Source organism: Streptomyces sp. NPDC043896, from assembly GCF_056435605.1.
Window position 1 is genome coordinate 195,264 of the sequence record NZ_JBWKEE010000007.1, and the last position, 14,526, is coordinate 209,789.

At 72.6% G+C, this 14,526-nt stretch carries 13 protein-coding genes; 6 read left to right on the forward strand and 7 right to left on the reverse strand.

Going from position 1 to position 14,526, the window contains the following annotated elements:
- Positions 1-82 precede the first annotated feature (82 nt).
- Positions 83-1,462 carry an aminotransferase class V-fold PLP-dependent enzyme gene (locus tag AC069X_RS12730; RefSeq protein ID WP_478727897.1) on the forward strand — a complete coding sequence of 460 codons (1,380 nt, stop codon included), beginning with the start codon at positions 83-85 and terminating at the stop codon, positions 1,460-1,462.
- A 283-nt stretch (positions 1,463-1,745) separates the two neighbouring features.
- On the opposite strand, the gene AC069X_RS12735 is transcribed toward AC069X_RS12730, so the two are convergent.
- Positions 1,746-2,726 carry a carbohydrate kinase family protein gene (locus AC069X_RS12735; RefSeq protein WP_478727899.1) on the reverse strand — a complete coding sequence of 327 codons (981 nt, stop codon included), beginning with the start codon at positions 2,724-2,726 and terminating at the stop codon, positions 1,746-1,748.
- A 131-nt stretch (positions 2,727-2,857) separates the two neighbouring features.
- On the opposite strand from AC069X_RS12735, the gene AC069X_RS12740 reads away from it, so the two are divergent.
- Positions 2,858-3,073, forward strand: a complete 216-nt coding sequence (locus tag AC069X_RS12740) for a hypothetical protein (RefSeq protein WP_478727901.1) — start codon at positions 2,858-2,860, stop codon at positions 3,071-3,073.
- A gap of 93 nt (positions 3,074-3,166) precedes the next feature.
- Complete coding sequence (locus AC069X_RS12745) at positions 3,167-4,603, forward strand: hypothetical protein (RefSeq protein ID WP_478727902.1); 1,437 nt, start codon at positions 3,167-3,169, stop codon at positions 4,601-4,603.
- Positions 4,604-4,700: 97 nt separating this feature from the next.
- On the opposite strand, the gene AC069X_RS12750 is transcribed toward AC069X_RS12745, so the two are convergent.
- Positions 4,701-5,057, reverse strand: coding sequence for a HesB/IscA family protein (locus AC069X_RS12750; RefSeq protein WP_030029080.1), 357 nt, complete (start codon positions 5,055-5,057; stop codon positions 4,701-4,703).
- 338 nt (positions 5,058-5,395) lie between these two features.
- Between AC069X_RS12750 and nadA the strand changes: the two genes are divergently transcribed.
- Entirely contained in the window at positions 5,396-6,574 is a 1,179-nt protein-coding gene (gene nadA, locus AC069X_RS12755; RefSeq protein WP_478727904.1) for a quinolinate synthase NadA, read from the forward strand.
- Positions 6,575-6,666: 92 nt separating this feature from the next.
- On the opposite strand, the gene AC069X_RS12760 is transcribed toward nadA, so the two are convergent.
- The 3 genes from AC069X_RS12760 to AC069X_RS12770 all read right to left on the reverse strand — a co-directional run bounded on the left by AC069X_RS12760 (position 6,667) and on the right by AC069X_RS12770 (position 11,518).
- Positions 6,667-9,795 (reverse strand): efflux RND transporter permease subunit, encoded by a 3,129-nt coding sequence (locus AC069X_RS12760; protein WP_478727905.1) that lies wholly within the window; start codon positions 9,793-9,795, stop codon positions 6,667-6,669.
- Positions 9,796-9,942: 147 nt separating this feature from the next.
- The gene (locus AC069X_RS12765) at positions 9,943-10,653 is read right to left on the reverse strand and encodes a response regulator (RefSeq protein ID WP_478727907.1); all 711 of its coding nucleotides are present in this window, start codon (positions 10,651-10,653) and stop codon (positions 9,943-9,945) included.
- A 43-nt stretch (positions 10,654-10,696) separates the two neighbouring features.
- The gene (locus tag AC069X_RS12770) at positions 10,697-11,518 is read right to left on the reverse strand and encodes an adenosylcobinamide-GDP ribazoletransferase (protein ID WP_478727909.1); all 822 of its coding nucleotides are present in this window, start codon (positions 11,516-11,518) and stop codon (positions 10,697-10,699) included.
- Between the two features lie 70 nt (positions 11,519-11,588).
- Between AC069X_RS12770 and AC069X_RS12775 the strand changes: the two genes are divergently transcribed.
- Entirely contained in the window at positions 11,589-12,365 is a 777-nt protein-coding gene (locus AC069X_RS12775; RefSeq protein ID WP_478727911.1) for a hypothetical protein, read from the forward strand.
- Between the two features lie 103 nt (positions 12,366-12,468).
- On the opposite strand, the gene pspAA is transcribed toward AC069X_RS12775, so the two are convergent.
- Positions 12,469-12,747 (reverse strand): PspA-associated protein PspAA, encoded by a 279-nt coding sequence (pspAA, locus tag AC069X_RS12780; RefSeq protein ID WP_478727913.1) that lies wholly within the window; start codon positions 12,745-12,747, stop codon positions 12,469-12,471.
- Positions 12,748-12,761: 14 nt separating this feature from the next.
- The gene (locus AC069X_RS12785) at positions 12,762-13,556 is read right to left on the reverse strand and encodes a PspA/IM30 family protein (RefSeq protein WP_478727914.1); all 795 of its coding nucleotides are present in this window, start codon (positions 13,554-13,556) and stop codon (positions 12,762-12,764) included.
- Positions 13,557-13,832: 276 nt separating this feature from the next.
- Here AC069X_RS12785 and AC069X_RS12790 point away from each other — a divergent pair, with 276 nt between their 5' ends.
- Positions 13,833-14,441, forward strand: a complete 609-nt coding sequence (locus tag AC069X_RS12790; protein ID WP_478727916.1) for a DUF3043 domain-containing protein — start codon at positions 13,833-13,835, stop codon at positions 14,439-14,441.
- Positions 14,442-14,526: the final 85 nt, after the last annotated feature.

Genomic DNA, 14,526 nt, shown 5'->3' on the forward strand with positions numbered 1-14,526 from the left:
GCCGGGGCTGAGACGGGCGGGCCGGGGCGCGCTCGCGGGGCGGGGTCCCGCCCCCGGCCGGGCCACCATCTACCGTGGCCGGATGCCGTACTTCGACACCGCGTCCGCCGCTCCCCTCCATCCCGTCGCCCGGCAGGCGCTCCAGGCCGCCCTGGACGAGGGCTGGGCGGACCCCGCCCGGCTCTACCGGGAGGGACGGCGGGCCAGGCTGCTGCTGGACGCGGCGCGCGAGGCGGCGGCCGAGGCGGTGGGATGCCGCGCCGACGAGCTCGTATTCACTCCTTCGGGGACGCACGCGGTTCACACGGGCATGGCGGGAGTGCTCGCGGGGCGCCGGCGCGTCGGCGGCCATCTGGTCGTATCCGCGGTGGAGCACAGCTCCGTCCTCCACGCGGCGGACGCCCACGCGGCGGCCGGCGGCACGGTGACGGAGGTCCCGGTGGACCGGCTCGGCTCGGTGTCGTCCGCCGGATACGAAGCCGCGCTCGGCTCGACCACGGCTCTGGCGTGTCTCCAGTCGGCCAATCACGAGGTGGGCACCGTCCAGCCGGTGGCGGAGGTGGCCGAGGTCTGCGCGGCCGCCGGGGTGCCGTTGCTGGTGGACGCCGCCCAGTCGCTGGGCTGGGGCCGGGTGGAGGGCGCGTGGTCCGTCCTGGCGGCCAGCGCCCACAAGTGGGGCGGCCCGCCCGGGGTCGGCCTGCTCGCCGTCCGCAAGGGGGTCCGCTTCTCCCCCCAAGGCCCCGCCGACGAAAGGGAGTCGGGCCGCTCCCCCGGCTTCGTCAACCTCCCCGCCGTCGTCGCGGCGGCGGCCTCGCTGCGGGCGGTGCGGGCGGAGGCGGACGCGGAGGCCGCGCGGCTGCGGATCCTGGTGGACCGGCTGCGCCGGCGGGTGGTCCGCCTGGTGCCCGACGTCGAGGTGGTCGGTGACGCGGACCGGCGCCTGCCCCACCTGGTGACCTTCTCCTGCCTGTACGTCGACGGCGAGACCCTGCTCCACGAGCTGGACCGGGCGGGGTACTCCGTCTCCTCGGGCTCCTCCTGCACCAGCTCCACGCTGACCCCCAGTCACGTGCTGCGGGCGATGGGCGTGCTGTCGGAGGGGAACGTACGGGTCTCCCTGCCGCCGGGCACCTCCGCCGACGAGGTCAACGGCTTCCTGGAGGTACTGCCGGGCGCGGTGGCGGGGGTCCGGGAGAAGCTCGGCGTCTCGGAACCGGCCCCGGTGGCCCCGGTGGCCGACGCCGTGGAGGTCGACGCGCTGGGGCTGCGCTGTCCGCAGCCGGTGATCGAGCTGGCCCGGGCCATCGCCACGGTCCCGGTCGGCGGCACCGTCACGGTCGTCTCCGACGACGAGGTGGCCCGCCTGGACATCCCGGCGTGGTGCGCCATGCGCGGCCACACCTACCTGGGCGAATCCCCCCGCGACGCGGGGGTGGCGTACGCGGTCCGCCGCGACGCGTGATCCCTCCGGAACGCCGCCGGGGACGGGGCTGGGGATTCCAGCCCCGCCGGCGATTGAGGCGACGGGCGCGAAGCGCCCGTACCGGGGGGCCAGGGGCAGCGCCCCTGAGAACGGGTGAAGGGCGGGCAGGGGCCAAGCCCGCGCAGCGGCCCACCACCCGCACCCGGCCCACCGGGCTCAACCAGGGAAACCGGCCCCGCCCCGCACCCGACGGCCGGAGGCCGGCTCAGCGGCGCGAAGCCGGTAGGGCGGCGCCCCGGCGCCGCACCGCGCGAGGGCTGCGTTAAGCAGCGGCCAGGTGCGCGCGGACCTCGGCGGCAGCCTCTTCGCCGTAGGCCTTCGTGAAGCGCTCCATGAAGTGGGCGCGGGCCAGCGTGTACTCCTGGGTGCCCAGCGTCTCGATGACCAGCGTGGCCAGCATGCAGCCGATCTGCGCGGCCCGCTCCAGGCCGACGCCCCAGCCGAGGCCCGTCAGGAAGCCCGCGCGGAAGGCGTCGCCGACGCCCGTCGGGTCGACCTTCGCGGTCTCCTCGGGGCAGCCGACCAGGATCGGCTCGTGGCCGACCCGCTCGATGCGGACGCCCTGCGCGCCGAGGGTGGTGACGCGGGTGCCGACCTTGGAGAGGATCTCCTCGTCGGTCCAGCCGGACTTCGACTCGATGAGGCCCTTCTCGTACTCGTTCGAGAAGAGGTACGTCGCGCCCTCCATCAGGGTGCGGATGTTCTCTCCGTCCATCCGGGCGATCTGCTGCGAGAAGTCCGCCGCGAAGGGGATCCCGCGGGTGCGGCACTCCTCCGTGTGGCGGAGCATCGCCTCGGGGTCGTCGGCGCCGATGAGGACGAGGTCCAGGCCGCCCACGCGGTCGGCGACGGCCTTGAGCTCGATCTGGCGGGCCTCGCTCATCGCGCCCGTGTAGAAGGAGCCGATCTGGTTGTGGTCGGCGTCCGTCGTGCAGACGAAGCGCGCGGTGTGCAGCACCTCGGAGATCCGGACGGACTCGGTGTCGACCCCGTGGCGGTCCAGCCACGCGCGGTACTCGTCGAAGTCCGAGCCGGCCGCGCCGACGAGGATCGGGCGGCTGCCCAGCTGGCCCATGCCGAAGCAGATGTTCGGGCCGACCCCGCCCCGCCGCACGTCGAGGTTGTCGACGAGGAAGGAGAGGGAGACCGTGTGGAGCTGGTCGGCGACGAACTGGTCGGCGAAGCGGCCCGGGAAGGTCATGAGGTGGTCGGTGGCGATGGAGCCGGTGACTGCGATGCGCACGGCGTGGATGCTCCTGCGGATGACGGCGGGTGACATACAAAGCTACCCGGTCCGCGCCCCCTGTCCGACCCCCCGAAACTACCCCGTAGTAGGACTTCCTTCGCCCAGGATGGCGACCATACGGTGCCCCCATGACCTATACCGATGGCTTCGGGTACACGGACCACGCCTCCGACGCGCGGCCCGGCTTCGCACGGCTGCTCGGCGACTGCGCGCGGATGGCCCCGCACTGGGCCGTGGAACGGGAGCCCCGGCCGGGCCGGGTGGCGCCCTCGCAGATCCACGGCGTGCGCGTCCCGCCCTCCTCCGCCCGGCTGATCGCCGCCACCGCCGCGTACGGCGACTAGTGCCACAGCACTAGGGGAACCGAGGGAACCGGTTTCGCGGCCGGCGCGTCACACCCGCATCACGTAGGGCGGGACACGCTAAGGAGCGATGCGGTGACCAGCGAACAACCCGACACATCACGCGCCACACGACGGCGGCCCGCCTGGGCCGTCGGATCGATCGCGGCCGCCGTCCTGCTGGCCGGCGGCGGTACGGCGTACTGGGCGTCGACGGCGTACGGCGACGCCTCGGGCGGCGGCGCCCGTACGGGTGACCGTGCGGCCGTCGCGCCGCGCACGGCGGGGTCCCCCTCGGGCCCGGGCATCGCGCCCGGGGAGCCGGACCCGTCCGGCGGGCCGGTGACGTACCGGGCCGACGTGAAGCTGCCCGACGGTCCGGCCACCGCGCCCTCCTTCGCCGCGTCCGGGGAGGTCACCTCCGACGAGGCGGCCCGGCTGGCGAAGGCCCTCGGCATCTCCGGGGTGCCCCGGCTCGTCGGCGACTCCTGGCAGGCCGGTGAGGCGGCCGACGGCTCCGGGCCCCGGCTCACGGTGACCCGCAAGGCCCCGGGCACCTGGACCTTCTCCCGGTACCAGGCCGGCGGCGGCGTCGGGGACGACTGCGTGCGCGGCAAGGACACCTGCGGCCCGGCCACCCTCCCCCGGGAGGGCGGGGGCGCCGGTGCCGCGGAGCCGGTGTCCGAGCAGGCGGCGAAGGCCGCGGCCGCGCCGGTGCTCGCGGCGGCCGGGCAGGGCGACGCCAAGGTGGACGCCCGGCTCACCCAGGGCTCCGTCCGGGTGGTGAGCGCCGACCCGGTGGTGGGCGGCCTGCCGACCCAGGGCTGGTCCAGCAAGATCAGCGTCGGGGCCGACGGGGCGGTCGTGGGGGGCAGCGGGGAGCTGAAGGCCCCGGTCCGCGCGGGCGAGCAGGCGGTGGTCGGGGCCGCCGAGGCCCTGGAGCGCCTCAACGCGGCGGCCAAGGGCGGCGGCGACGGCACGGGCCCGGGCCCGAGCGGCTGCGCGACGACGGTGCCGCTGACGCCGGACACCCCGACGGGGGCCACGGACACCCTGCCCTGCAATCCGGAGCCGCGGCCGATGAAGCCGCCGCGGACCGAGAGCGTGCGGGGGGCCGTACTGGGGCTGGTCGCGGGGACGGTCGACGGCGGGCGGGGTCTCGTACCGGCCTGGCTGTTCGAGGTGGCGGGCTCGCAGGGCAAGCCGGCCCGTACGGTGGTCCAGCCGGCCGCGGCCTCCGACACCGGCACCCCGGCGGCGCCGAAGCCGCACACGGTGCCCGGGTTCTCGTACGCCCAGGCCGACCGGACGCTGACCGTGAACTTCTGGGGCGGGGTGTGCAGCACCTACACCCTGGAGGCGCGGGAGGAGGCGGCTTCGGTGATGGTGAAGATCACGGACACGCCGAACAAGCCGGACCAGGCCTGCATCATGATCGCGCAGGAGATGGCCCTGACGGCGACGCTCCGGCAGCCGCTCGGCGACCGCAAGGTGGTGGACGCCACGTCGGGCAAGCCGCTCCCCCGCCAGTAGCGGAAGGCGGCGGCAGGACGCGCGAGGGCCCGGGCCCGGTCGGAAACGACCGGGCCCGGGCCCTTCGACGTCAAGCCGTACGGCCTGGCCGTGCGGCTTAGCTGAACGAGTCGCCGCAGGCGCAGGAGCCGGTGGCGTTCGGGTTGTCGATCGTGAAGCCCTGCTTCTCGATGGTGTCGACGAAGTCGATGGAGGCGCCGCCCAGGTACGGGGCGCTCATGCGGTCGGTGACGACCTTGACGCCGTCGAAGTCCTTGACGACGTCGCCGTCGAGGGAGCGCTCGTCGAAGAAGAGCTGGTAGCGCAGGCCGGAGCAGCCGCCGGGCTGGACGGCGACGCGCAGCGCGAGGTCATCGCGGCCTTCCTGCTCCAGCAGGGTACGGACCTTCTCGGCGGCGGCGTCGGACAGGAGGATGCCGTCGCTCACAGTGGTCTTGTCGTCCTGTACGGACATCTGCATTCACTCCCGAAGTGGGCGGCTCCCCGCCGGTGGCTGGGGAAACGTCGGACTCTTGCCGTCGGTGGCAACCAGCGGGACCACGGTTTCATTCCGGGTCCGGCGCCTCGTTTTCTCAATTCATGCTCGCACACCCCGGCGGGCCGGTGGACCCCGCGACGAGGAACGGTGGAGTGGCGTGCCCCGCACGGGGCGAATTCGTCACATCGACACTATCGGCATCGTCAAAGTGACGTGAAGCAGTTATGATAGATAGCGTCAAATAGACGAGAAGTGTCGATCACACCCCCCGCAGTCCCAGAAATCCTTGTCGCAGAACAGAAAGGGTGCGTGTCGTGACCACCGCCCAGCCTTTGGACGTCCAGCCGACGCCCCTTGCCCTGCTGCTGCTCGGCCGTGAGGCCGACCCGAAGAGCGAGCGCGGGGTGGAGTGCCCCGGCGACCTTCCCTCGCCGTCCGACCCGGACCTGGTGGCCCGTGCCCGCGCCGCCAAGGAGAAGCTCGGCGACAAGGTCTTCATCCTCGGCCACCACTACCAGCGTGACGAGGTCATCGAGTTCGCCGACGTCACCGGCGACTCCTTCAAGCTGGCCAAGGACGCGGCCGCCAAGCCGGAGGCCGAGTACATCGTCTTCTGCGGCGTGCACTTCATGGCCGAGTCCGCGGACATCCTGACCTCGGACGACCAGAAGGTCGTCCTGCCCGACCTCGCGGCCGGCTGCTCGATGGCCGACATGGCCACCGCCGAGCAGGTCGCGGAGTGCTGGGACGTGCTGACCGAGGCCGGGATCGCCGGCAAGACGGTCCCCGTCTCGTACATGAACTCCTCCGCCGACATCAAGGCCTTCACCGGCAAGCACGGCGGCACGATCTGCACCTCGTCCAACGCGAAGAAGGCCCTGGAGTGGGCGTTCGAGCAGGGCGAGAAGGTCCTCTTCCTCCCGGACCAGCACCTGGGCCGCAACACCGCCGTCCGCGACATGGGCATGTCCCTGGACGACTGCGTCCTCTACAACCCGCACAAGCCGAACGGCGGCCTGACCGCCCAGCAGCTGCGCGACGCCAAGATGATCCTCTGGCGCGGCCACTGCTCGGTCCACGGCCGGTTCTCGGTGGACTCGGTGAACGACGTGCGCGAGCGCATCCCGGGCGTGAACGTCCTGGTCCACCCCGAGTGCAAGCACGAGGTCGTGGCGGCCGCGGACTACGTCGGCTCGACGGAGTACATCATCAAGGCGCTGGAGGCGGCCCCGGCCGGCTCCAAGTGGGCCATCGGCACCGAGCTGAACCTGGTCCGCCGTCTGGCGAATCGATTCGCCCCGGAGGGCAAGGAGGTCGTCTTCCTCGACAAGACGGTCTGCTTCTGCTCGACGATGAACCGCATCGACCTCCCGCACCTGGTGTGGACCCTGGAGTCCCTGGCCGAGGGCAACCTCGTCAACCAGATCCAGGTCGACAAGGAGACCGAGAGCTTCGCGAAGCTCGCGCTGGAGCGCATGCTCGCCCTGCCGTAGCGGTCGCACCGCGCGGAGCGGAGCACGAAGGGGCGCCCCCGGGTGGGGGCGCCCCTTCGGCGTACGCGGACCCGCGCGCGCCGGGCCGCGGGTCAGACCGTGACGGGGTCGTCGTCCGGGGTCGAGGCGGCGGCCGGGACCACCGTCAGGCGGGACTTCCGCCTGTCGCGGCGGCGCTCCTTGCGGAGCTCGATCATCGTGTAGAGGGTCGGCACCAGGAGCAGGGTCAGCAGGGTCGAGCTGACCAGACCGCCGATGACCACGACCGCGAGCGGCTGCGAGATGAAGCCGCCCTCGCCGGTGACGCCCAGCGCCATCGGGAGCAGGGCGAAGATCGTCGCCAGGGCCGTCATCAGGATCGGGCGCAGGCGGTGGCGGCCGCCCTCGACGACCGCTTCGACGACGCCGTGGCCCTGGGCCCGGTACTGGTTGACCAGGTCGATCAGGACGATCGCGTTGGTCACCACGATGCCGATGAGCATCAGCATGCCGATCATCGCGGGGACGCCCATCGGGGTGCCCGTGACGATGAGCAGGCCGAGCGCGCCGGTGGCGGCGAAGGGGATGGAGACCAGCAGGATCAGCGGCTGGACCAGCGAGCGGAACGTCGCGACCAGGAGCATGAACACGATCGCGATGGCGGCGAACATGGCCAGGCCCAGCGACGCGAAGGCCTCGTCCTGGTCCTCGGAGACACCGCCGATGGAGGCGGTGGCCCCTTCGGGCAGGTCCAGGGCCTTGAGCTTGGACTGGAGCTCCGCGCTGACCGCGCCCGTGTTGTCGCCGACCGGCTTGGCGGTGACGGTGGCGGCGCGGGCGCCGTCGATGCGGGTCATCGCGACCGGGCCGGGGACGACCTTGACCTCGGCGATGTCGCCGAGCTTGGCGGGGCCGACCGGCAGCGCCTGGAGCTCGGCCAGGGTGGCGGCCGGCTGCGCGGAGCGGACGACGATGTCCCGCTCGGTGTTGTCGAGTACGGCCTTGCCCACCGGGTTGCCGCGGACGGCCTGGGCGACGATCGCGCCCAGGGCGGCCTGACCCAGGCCCGCCTCGGCGGTCTTCGGGGTGGCGGTGACCGAGATGCGGGGCACGGACTGGGCCAGGTCGCTCTGGACGTCGGTGACGTCCTTCAGGGTGGCGACCTCGGCGCGGACCTGTTCGGCGGCCTGGGCGAGCACTCCGGCGTCACCGGCCTTGACGACCACGCTCAGGTTCTGGCTGCCGAAGCCGCCGCCCGCCGAGATGGAGGTGTCGCCGATGCCGTCGAGCTTGCCGAGGGCGTCCTGGATCCGCTGCTTGACGGCGTCGGACCGGCCGGCGTCGTCCAGGGTGACCTGGAAGGAGGCCTGGTTGGTGCCCGTACCGCCGCCGAAGGCCGCGAGGAAGCCGGAGGAGCCGACGGTGACCTGGTGGTCCTTGACGCCCTCGACGGAGTCCAGGGCCTTCTCCACCTTGCGGCTCGCCGCGTCGGCGGCGGCCAGGGAGGTGCCGGCGGGCAGTTCCTGCTTCACCGTCAGGACGTCCTGGTCGCCCTGGTCGAAGAAGTTGGTCTTCAGCAGCGGGGTCATCCCGAAGGTGGCGACGAGGACGACGACCGCGATCGCGACGCTGGTCAGCCGGCGGCGGGTGGCGAAACCGAGGACGCGTACGTAGAGGCGCTGGAGGCGGCTGTTGGCCTCCTTCTCCTCCGCCTCGCGACGGGCCTTCGCGCGGCTCTCGGCGTCCGCCGACGAGACGCCCTTGGGGGCGCGCAGGAACCAGTAGGACAGCACCGGTACGACCGTCAGCGACACCAGCAGCGAGGCCAGCAGGGCGGCGGTGACGGTGAGCGAGAAGGAACCGAAGAGCTCGCCGATCATGCCGCCGACGAGGCCGATCGGCAGGAAGACGGCGACGGTGGTGAGGGTGGAGGAGGTGACCGCGCCGGCCACTTCCCTGACCGCGGTGGTGATCGCGGCCTCCCGCTCCTCGCCGTAGCCGAGGTGGCGCTTGATGTTCTCCAGGACCACGATCGAGTCGTCGACGACGCGGCCGATGGCGATGGTGAGGGCGCCCAGCGTCAGCATGTTGAGGGACAGGTCGCGGGTCCACAGCACGATCAGGGCGAGGACGACGGACAGCGGGATGGAGACCGCGGTGACCAGGGTCGAGCGGATCGAGGCCAGGAAGACCAGGATCACGATGACCGCGAAGACGAGGCCGAGCAGGCCCTCGGTGGTCAGGCCCGAGATGGAACGGGCGACGGCCGGGCCCTGGTCGCTGACGACGGTCAGCTCGGCACCGGAGCCGAGCTGCGCCCGCAGCTCGGGGAGCTTGTCCTTGACGGCGTCGGAGATGGCGACGGCGCTGCCGTCCTTGTCCATGGTCAGGACGAGGGCGAGGCTGGGCTTGCCGTTGGTGCGGGTGATGGAGTCGGCCCGGGCCTGCTCCTGCTTGACGGTGGCCACGTCGCCGAGGCGGGCCACGGGCTTGCCGGGGCCCGCGGTGAGCCGGAGGTCCTCCAGCTGGGCGAGCGAGGTGTAGCCGGATCCCACGCGGACGGTCCGGTTCTTGCCCTCCTCGTCGAAGGAGCCGGCGGGCAGGGTCGTACCGCCCGCCCTGAGGCCTTCGGCGAGGGCGGCGCCGTCGAGGCCGGCGGCGGCGAGCTTGGCGTTGTCCGGGGTGATGGTGACCTGGAGGTCGCGCACGCCGTCCACGCTGACCTGGCCGACGCCGTCGATGTCCTCCAGGACGGGGACGACGGAACGGTTCAGCTGGTCGGCGAGGGCCTGCTGGTCCTTGTCCGAGGTGACGGCGAGGACGACGGTCGGGATGTCGTCGGTGGAGCCGGCCACGACCTGCGGGTCGACCTCGGCGGGCAGCCGGACCCGGGCCCGGTTGACGGCCTGCTGGACGTCGGCGACGAGCTGCTTGGTGCCGCTGTCGCCGTAGTCGAAGGAGGCGCGGATGAGGGCGTTGCCCTCGCTGGCGGTCGAGGTGATGCCGGTGATGCCGTCGACGCCCTTGAGCGTGTTCTCGATCGGTTCGACGACCTGCTTCTCGACCACGTCGGGCGAGGCGCCCTGGTACGGCGCGAGCACGGAGACCATCGGGAGCTCGATGGAGGGCAGCAGCTGCTGTTTGAGCTGCGGGATGGCTATGGCGCCGAAGAGGAGGGCCACGATCGACACGAGGCCGACCAGCGCTCTCTGGGCGAGGCTGAAGCGGGACAGCCAGGACATGGGTGTGGGATCTCTCTGCTGGGTCGTTCGCGAGGGGGCCCTTCAGCCTTTCGCACCCGGCGAGCGCGCTGCGTCGCTCCCAGGTGCCGTCCTTGTGTGCGGCATACCGCGTCCGCAGTAGTCCGCCCTACTGCGCTCCGCCGCAGGTCAGTCGGCGCGGGGCCGGACCAGTCCCGATTCGTACGCGATGACCACCAATTGCGCCCGGTCGCGGGCTCCGAGCTTGGCCATGGCCCGGTTGACGTGGGTCTTCACGGTCAGCGGGCTGACCTCCAGGCGGGCGGCGATGCCGTCGTTGGACAGTCCCCCGGCGACGAGTACGAGGACCTCGCGCTCGCGGCCGGTCAGCGCGGCGAGCCGTTCGGCGTGGGCGGAGCCGGCGGCGGGGGCTTCCGTGTGGCAGCCCTGGGCGAGGAAGCTGGCGATGAGCCCCTTGGTGGCGGCCGGGGAGAGCAGCGCCTCGCCGGCGTGGGCGACGCGGATGGCGTTGAGGAGTTCCTCGGGTTCGGCGCCCTTGCCGAGGAAGCCGGAGGCTCCGGCGCGCAGTGCCGCGGCGACGTACTCGTCCACCTCGAAGGTGGTGAGCATGACGACGCGGACGTCCGACAGCTCCGGGTCGGCGCTGATCATGCGGGTGGCGGCGAGGCCGTCGGTGCCGGGCATCCGGATGTCCATCAGGACGACGTCGGCCCCCCGCTCGCGCGCGAGGGCGTAGGCCTGGGCCCCGTCCGAGGCCTCGCCGACGACCTCCATGTCGGGCTCGGAGTCGACGAGCACCTTGAACGCGCTGCGCAGCAGCGCCTGGTCGTCGGCGAGCAGGACTCGGATGCGGGCGGGGCCGGCGGCGGGCGCGGTCATACGGTCAGGGTAGGTCGTGCCCCGGGGCACGGGCCGCCGGGGTTCAGCCGAGGGCGAGGACCACCAGGGCGGCGGTCGCGGCGGCCTCGCACAGGGCGCCGAAGACGTCCCCGGTGACCCCGCCGAAGCGGTGCAGGCAGCGGCGCAGCAGGAGCTCGGCGGTGAGCAGGCCGGCGAGGGCGGCCGCCGCGTACTGGGCGGCGGCGAGCGGGCCCGCCGGGAGTGCGGCGAGGGCGGCCCCCGCGACGACGGCGGCGGTGACCGAGGCGGCGGCCCGGCGCGGGACCACGCCGGCGACGGCCGCGCCGAGTCCCTCGGGGCGGGCGGCGGGGACGCCGTCGCGGGAGGCCAGCGTCATGGCGAGGCGGGCGGTGACGGCGGCGAGTACGGCGGCGGCCGCGCCGCGGATCCAGCCGTCGGCGTACGCGTCGGCGACGGCGGCGACCTGGATCAGCAGGACGAACAGCAGGGAGATGACGCCGAAGGGGCCGATGTCGGACTGCTTCATGATCCGCAGGGCGTCCTCGGCGGGCTTGGCGCTGCCCAGGCCGTCGGCCGTGTCGGCGAGGCCGTCGAGGTGGAGGCCGCGGGTCAGGGCGGCCGGTACGGCGACGGTGACGGCCGCGGCGAGCAGCGGGCCGCCGCCGAGGAGGAGCAGGAGCGTGCCGGGGACGGCCGCGAGCAGGCCGACCGCGAGGCCGGCGAGCGGGGCGCAGGCCATGCCGGTGCGGGCGGCGGGCCGGTCCCAGCGGGTGACGCGTGCGGGGAGCACGGTCAGCGTGCCGAAGGCGAACCGGATCCCGTCGGCGAGGGAGGCGCGTTCCGCGGGAGGCAGCGGCAGTGGATCATCGGTCGAATCTGTCATCGGCGCGAACGCTACCCGCTTACGGTGAGCGGTAAATTGCTCATTACGTGTCAAATCGGGAGCTGGTGTCGTGGGTCACTGGTGGGAGCGCAACATCATCGAGCCGGGCAAGCTCCCCTTGCTGCTCGCCCTGTTGTCCTTCGTGCTGTCGTTCCTGGTCACCCGGGTGATCACGCGGCTGATCCGGGCCGGCCGGGGCCCCTTCAAGAACATCACTCCGGGCGGACTGCACGTCCACCACGTGGTCCCCGGCGTGGTGCTGGTGATCATCGGCGGGTTCGGGGCGGTCGGCAGCGGCGGGCACAGCTTCGGGGCCGGCCTCTCGGCGGTGCTGTTCGGGCTGGGCGCGGGCCTGGTGCTGGACGAGTTCGCGCTGATCCTGCACCTGGACGACGTCTACTGGAGCGAGCAGGGCCGCAAGAGCGTGGAGATCGTGGTGCTGACGGCCGCGGTGGTGGCGCTGGTGCTGGGCGGCTTCCTGCCCCTCGGGGTCAACGAACTGTCGCCGGAGGAACGGCACAGCCGCGGGCTCGTCGTCATGAACACCGCCACCAACTTCTTCCTCGCCCTGGTGGCCCTGTGGAAGGGGAAACCGCGAACCGCGATATTCGGCCTGGTGATCCCCTTCGTCGCGCTGATCGGGGCGGTACGCCTGGCCCGGCCCGGATCCCCGTACGCGCGGCGCTTCTACGCGAACCGTCCGCGCGCGCGGGCCAGGGCGGGGCTGCGGGCCTTCCACCACGACCGGCGCTGGGCGCGGCCGCGACGGAAGTTCGAGAACTTCATCAGCGGGCTCTCCGACCCGGAGAAGCACCCCGCCGAGAAGCACCCGGCAGAACGCGAGTGACGGCGAAGGGCCCGTCCCCGTGCGGTACGGGGGCGGGCCCTTCGCCGTGCCGGTGCCGGTGCCGGTGTCGGTGGGCCCTGGGCCCTGGGCCCTGGGCGCCGGGTCAGCCCGGGATGAGGCCGTCGTCGCTCAGCATGCTCCGCACCTCGTCGAGCGTGGCGTCGGGGGCGGGCAGGATCAGCTCGGACGGCTCCAGCGCCTCGTCGGGCAGCGGGCTGCCGAGGCGCCGGACGGCGTCGAGCAGTGCGCCCAGCGTCCGCCGGAAGCCCTCCTCGTCACCGCTCTCCATCTCCTCCAGCAGCTCGTCGTCCAGCTTGTTCAGCTCGGCGAAGTGCGCGTCGGCCAGCCTGACCTGGCCCTCCCCCATGATGCGGACAATCATGACGGGCCCCTGTCCTACTGCTTGTCGAACCGGTGCTGGGTCTGCTGCGGCTGCGCGGTGCCCGGGGCGCCGCCCTCGATGGCCTGCTGCTGGGCGGACGGGCCGCCGGCCAGCTCGGCCTTCATCCGCTGGAGCTCCAGCTCGACGTCGGTGCCGCCGGAGAGGCGGTCCAGCTCGGCCTGGATGTCGTCCTTGGAGCCGAGGCCGCTCTGGTCGTCCAGGGCGCCGGAGGCCAGCAGCTCGTCGATCGCGCCGGCGCGGGCCTGGAGCTGGGCCGTCTTGTCCTCGGCCCGCTGGATGGCCAGGCCGACGTCGCTCATCTCCTCCGAGATGCCGGAGAAGGACTCGGCGATGCGGGTCTGCGCCTGGGCGGCCGTGTAGGTGGCCTTGATGGTCTCCTTCTTCGTGCGGAAGGCGTCCACCTTGGCCTGGAGGCGCTGCGCGGCCAGCGTCAGCTTCTCCTCCTCGCCCTGGAGCGTCTGGTGCTGCACCTCCAGGTCGCTGACCTGCTGCTGGAGGGAGGCGCGGCGGGACAGGGCCTCGCGGGCCAGGTCCTCGCGGCCGAGGGCGAGCGCCTTGCGGCCCTGGTCCTCCAGCTTGGCGGACTGGCCCTGGAGCTGGTTCAGCTGCAGTTCCAGGCGCTTGCGGGAGGTCGCCACGTCGGCGACACCGCGCCGTACCTTCTGAAGCAGCTCCAGCTGCTTCTGGTACGAGTAGTCGAGGGTCTCGCGCGGGTCCTCGGCCCGGTCCAGGGCCTTGTTCGCCTTCGCGCGGAAGATCATCCCCATACGCTTCATGACACCGCTCATGGGCTTCGCGCGCCCCCTTCTAGACGGACTGTGCTCCAGGTCACCGACAGGACCCACAGTACGGGCCCTGTCTCTATTACCGCACTGTTCGAGTACGGATGCGCTCCTCCTCCAGGACGAGTACCCCGGTGCCGTATCAGGCGTAAGGAGTAGGTGATCCCCGAGACCCGGCAGCCCGGAACCCCCGGCACCGGAAGAGGCCCGCACTCGGTAGACGCCCGCCGTTGCCGGATCGTTCCCCGCCGGGGTGGGGCCCGTGGCCCCGACCACGTACGCTTGGGTTTTGTGTTTGGTAGCCGCTCCTCCAAGGAAGAGAAGGCCTCCGCCACCGACAAGGTGAGCGCCGGCCCCTCGCAGCCCCGTGACCCGCAGGCCCCGAAGGGCCGCCCGACGCCGAAGCGTGCTGTGGCCCAGTCGCAGCGCAAGGCCGTGGTGGCCTCGACCGGCAACCGCAAGGAGGACGCCAAGCGAGCCCGCGAGCGTCGCCGCGAAGAGATGGCCAGGCAGCGCGAGGCGCTGGCCAACGGCGACGAGCGCTATCTGCCCGTCCGAGACAAGGGGCCGGTGCGCCGCTTCGTCCGCGACTTCGTGGACTCCCGCTTCTCCATCGCCGAGATGTTCCTGCCGCTGGCAGTGGTCATCCTGGTGCTGAGCATGATCCGGGTCCCCTCGATCCAGAACATCGCGCTGATGCTGTGGCTCGGCGTGATCGTCCTGATCATCCTCGACTCCATCGGCCTGTGGTTCCGGCTCCGCAAGGCGCTGACCGAGCGCTTCCCGAACGAGCCCCGCCGCGGCGCCGTCGCGTACGGCCTCATGCGCACCCTCCAGATGCGCCGCCTGCGCCTGCCCAAGCCGCAGGTCAAGCGCGGAGAGCGACCCTGACCGGAGCGACGCCCGGAGCAACAGGGGCATCGTCGGGGGAGGGCTTCTCGGGGGGAGCCCGGCTGTGGCTGGAGGGACTGGGCGG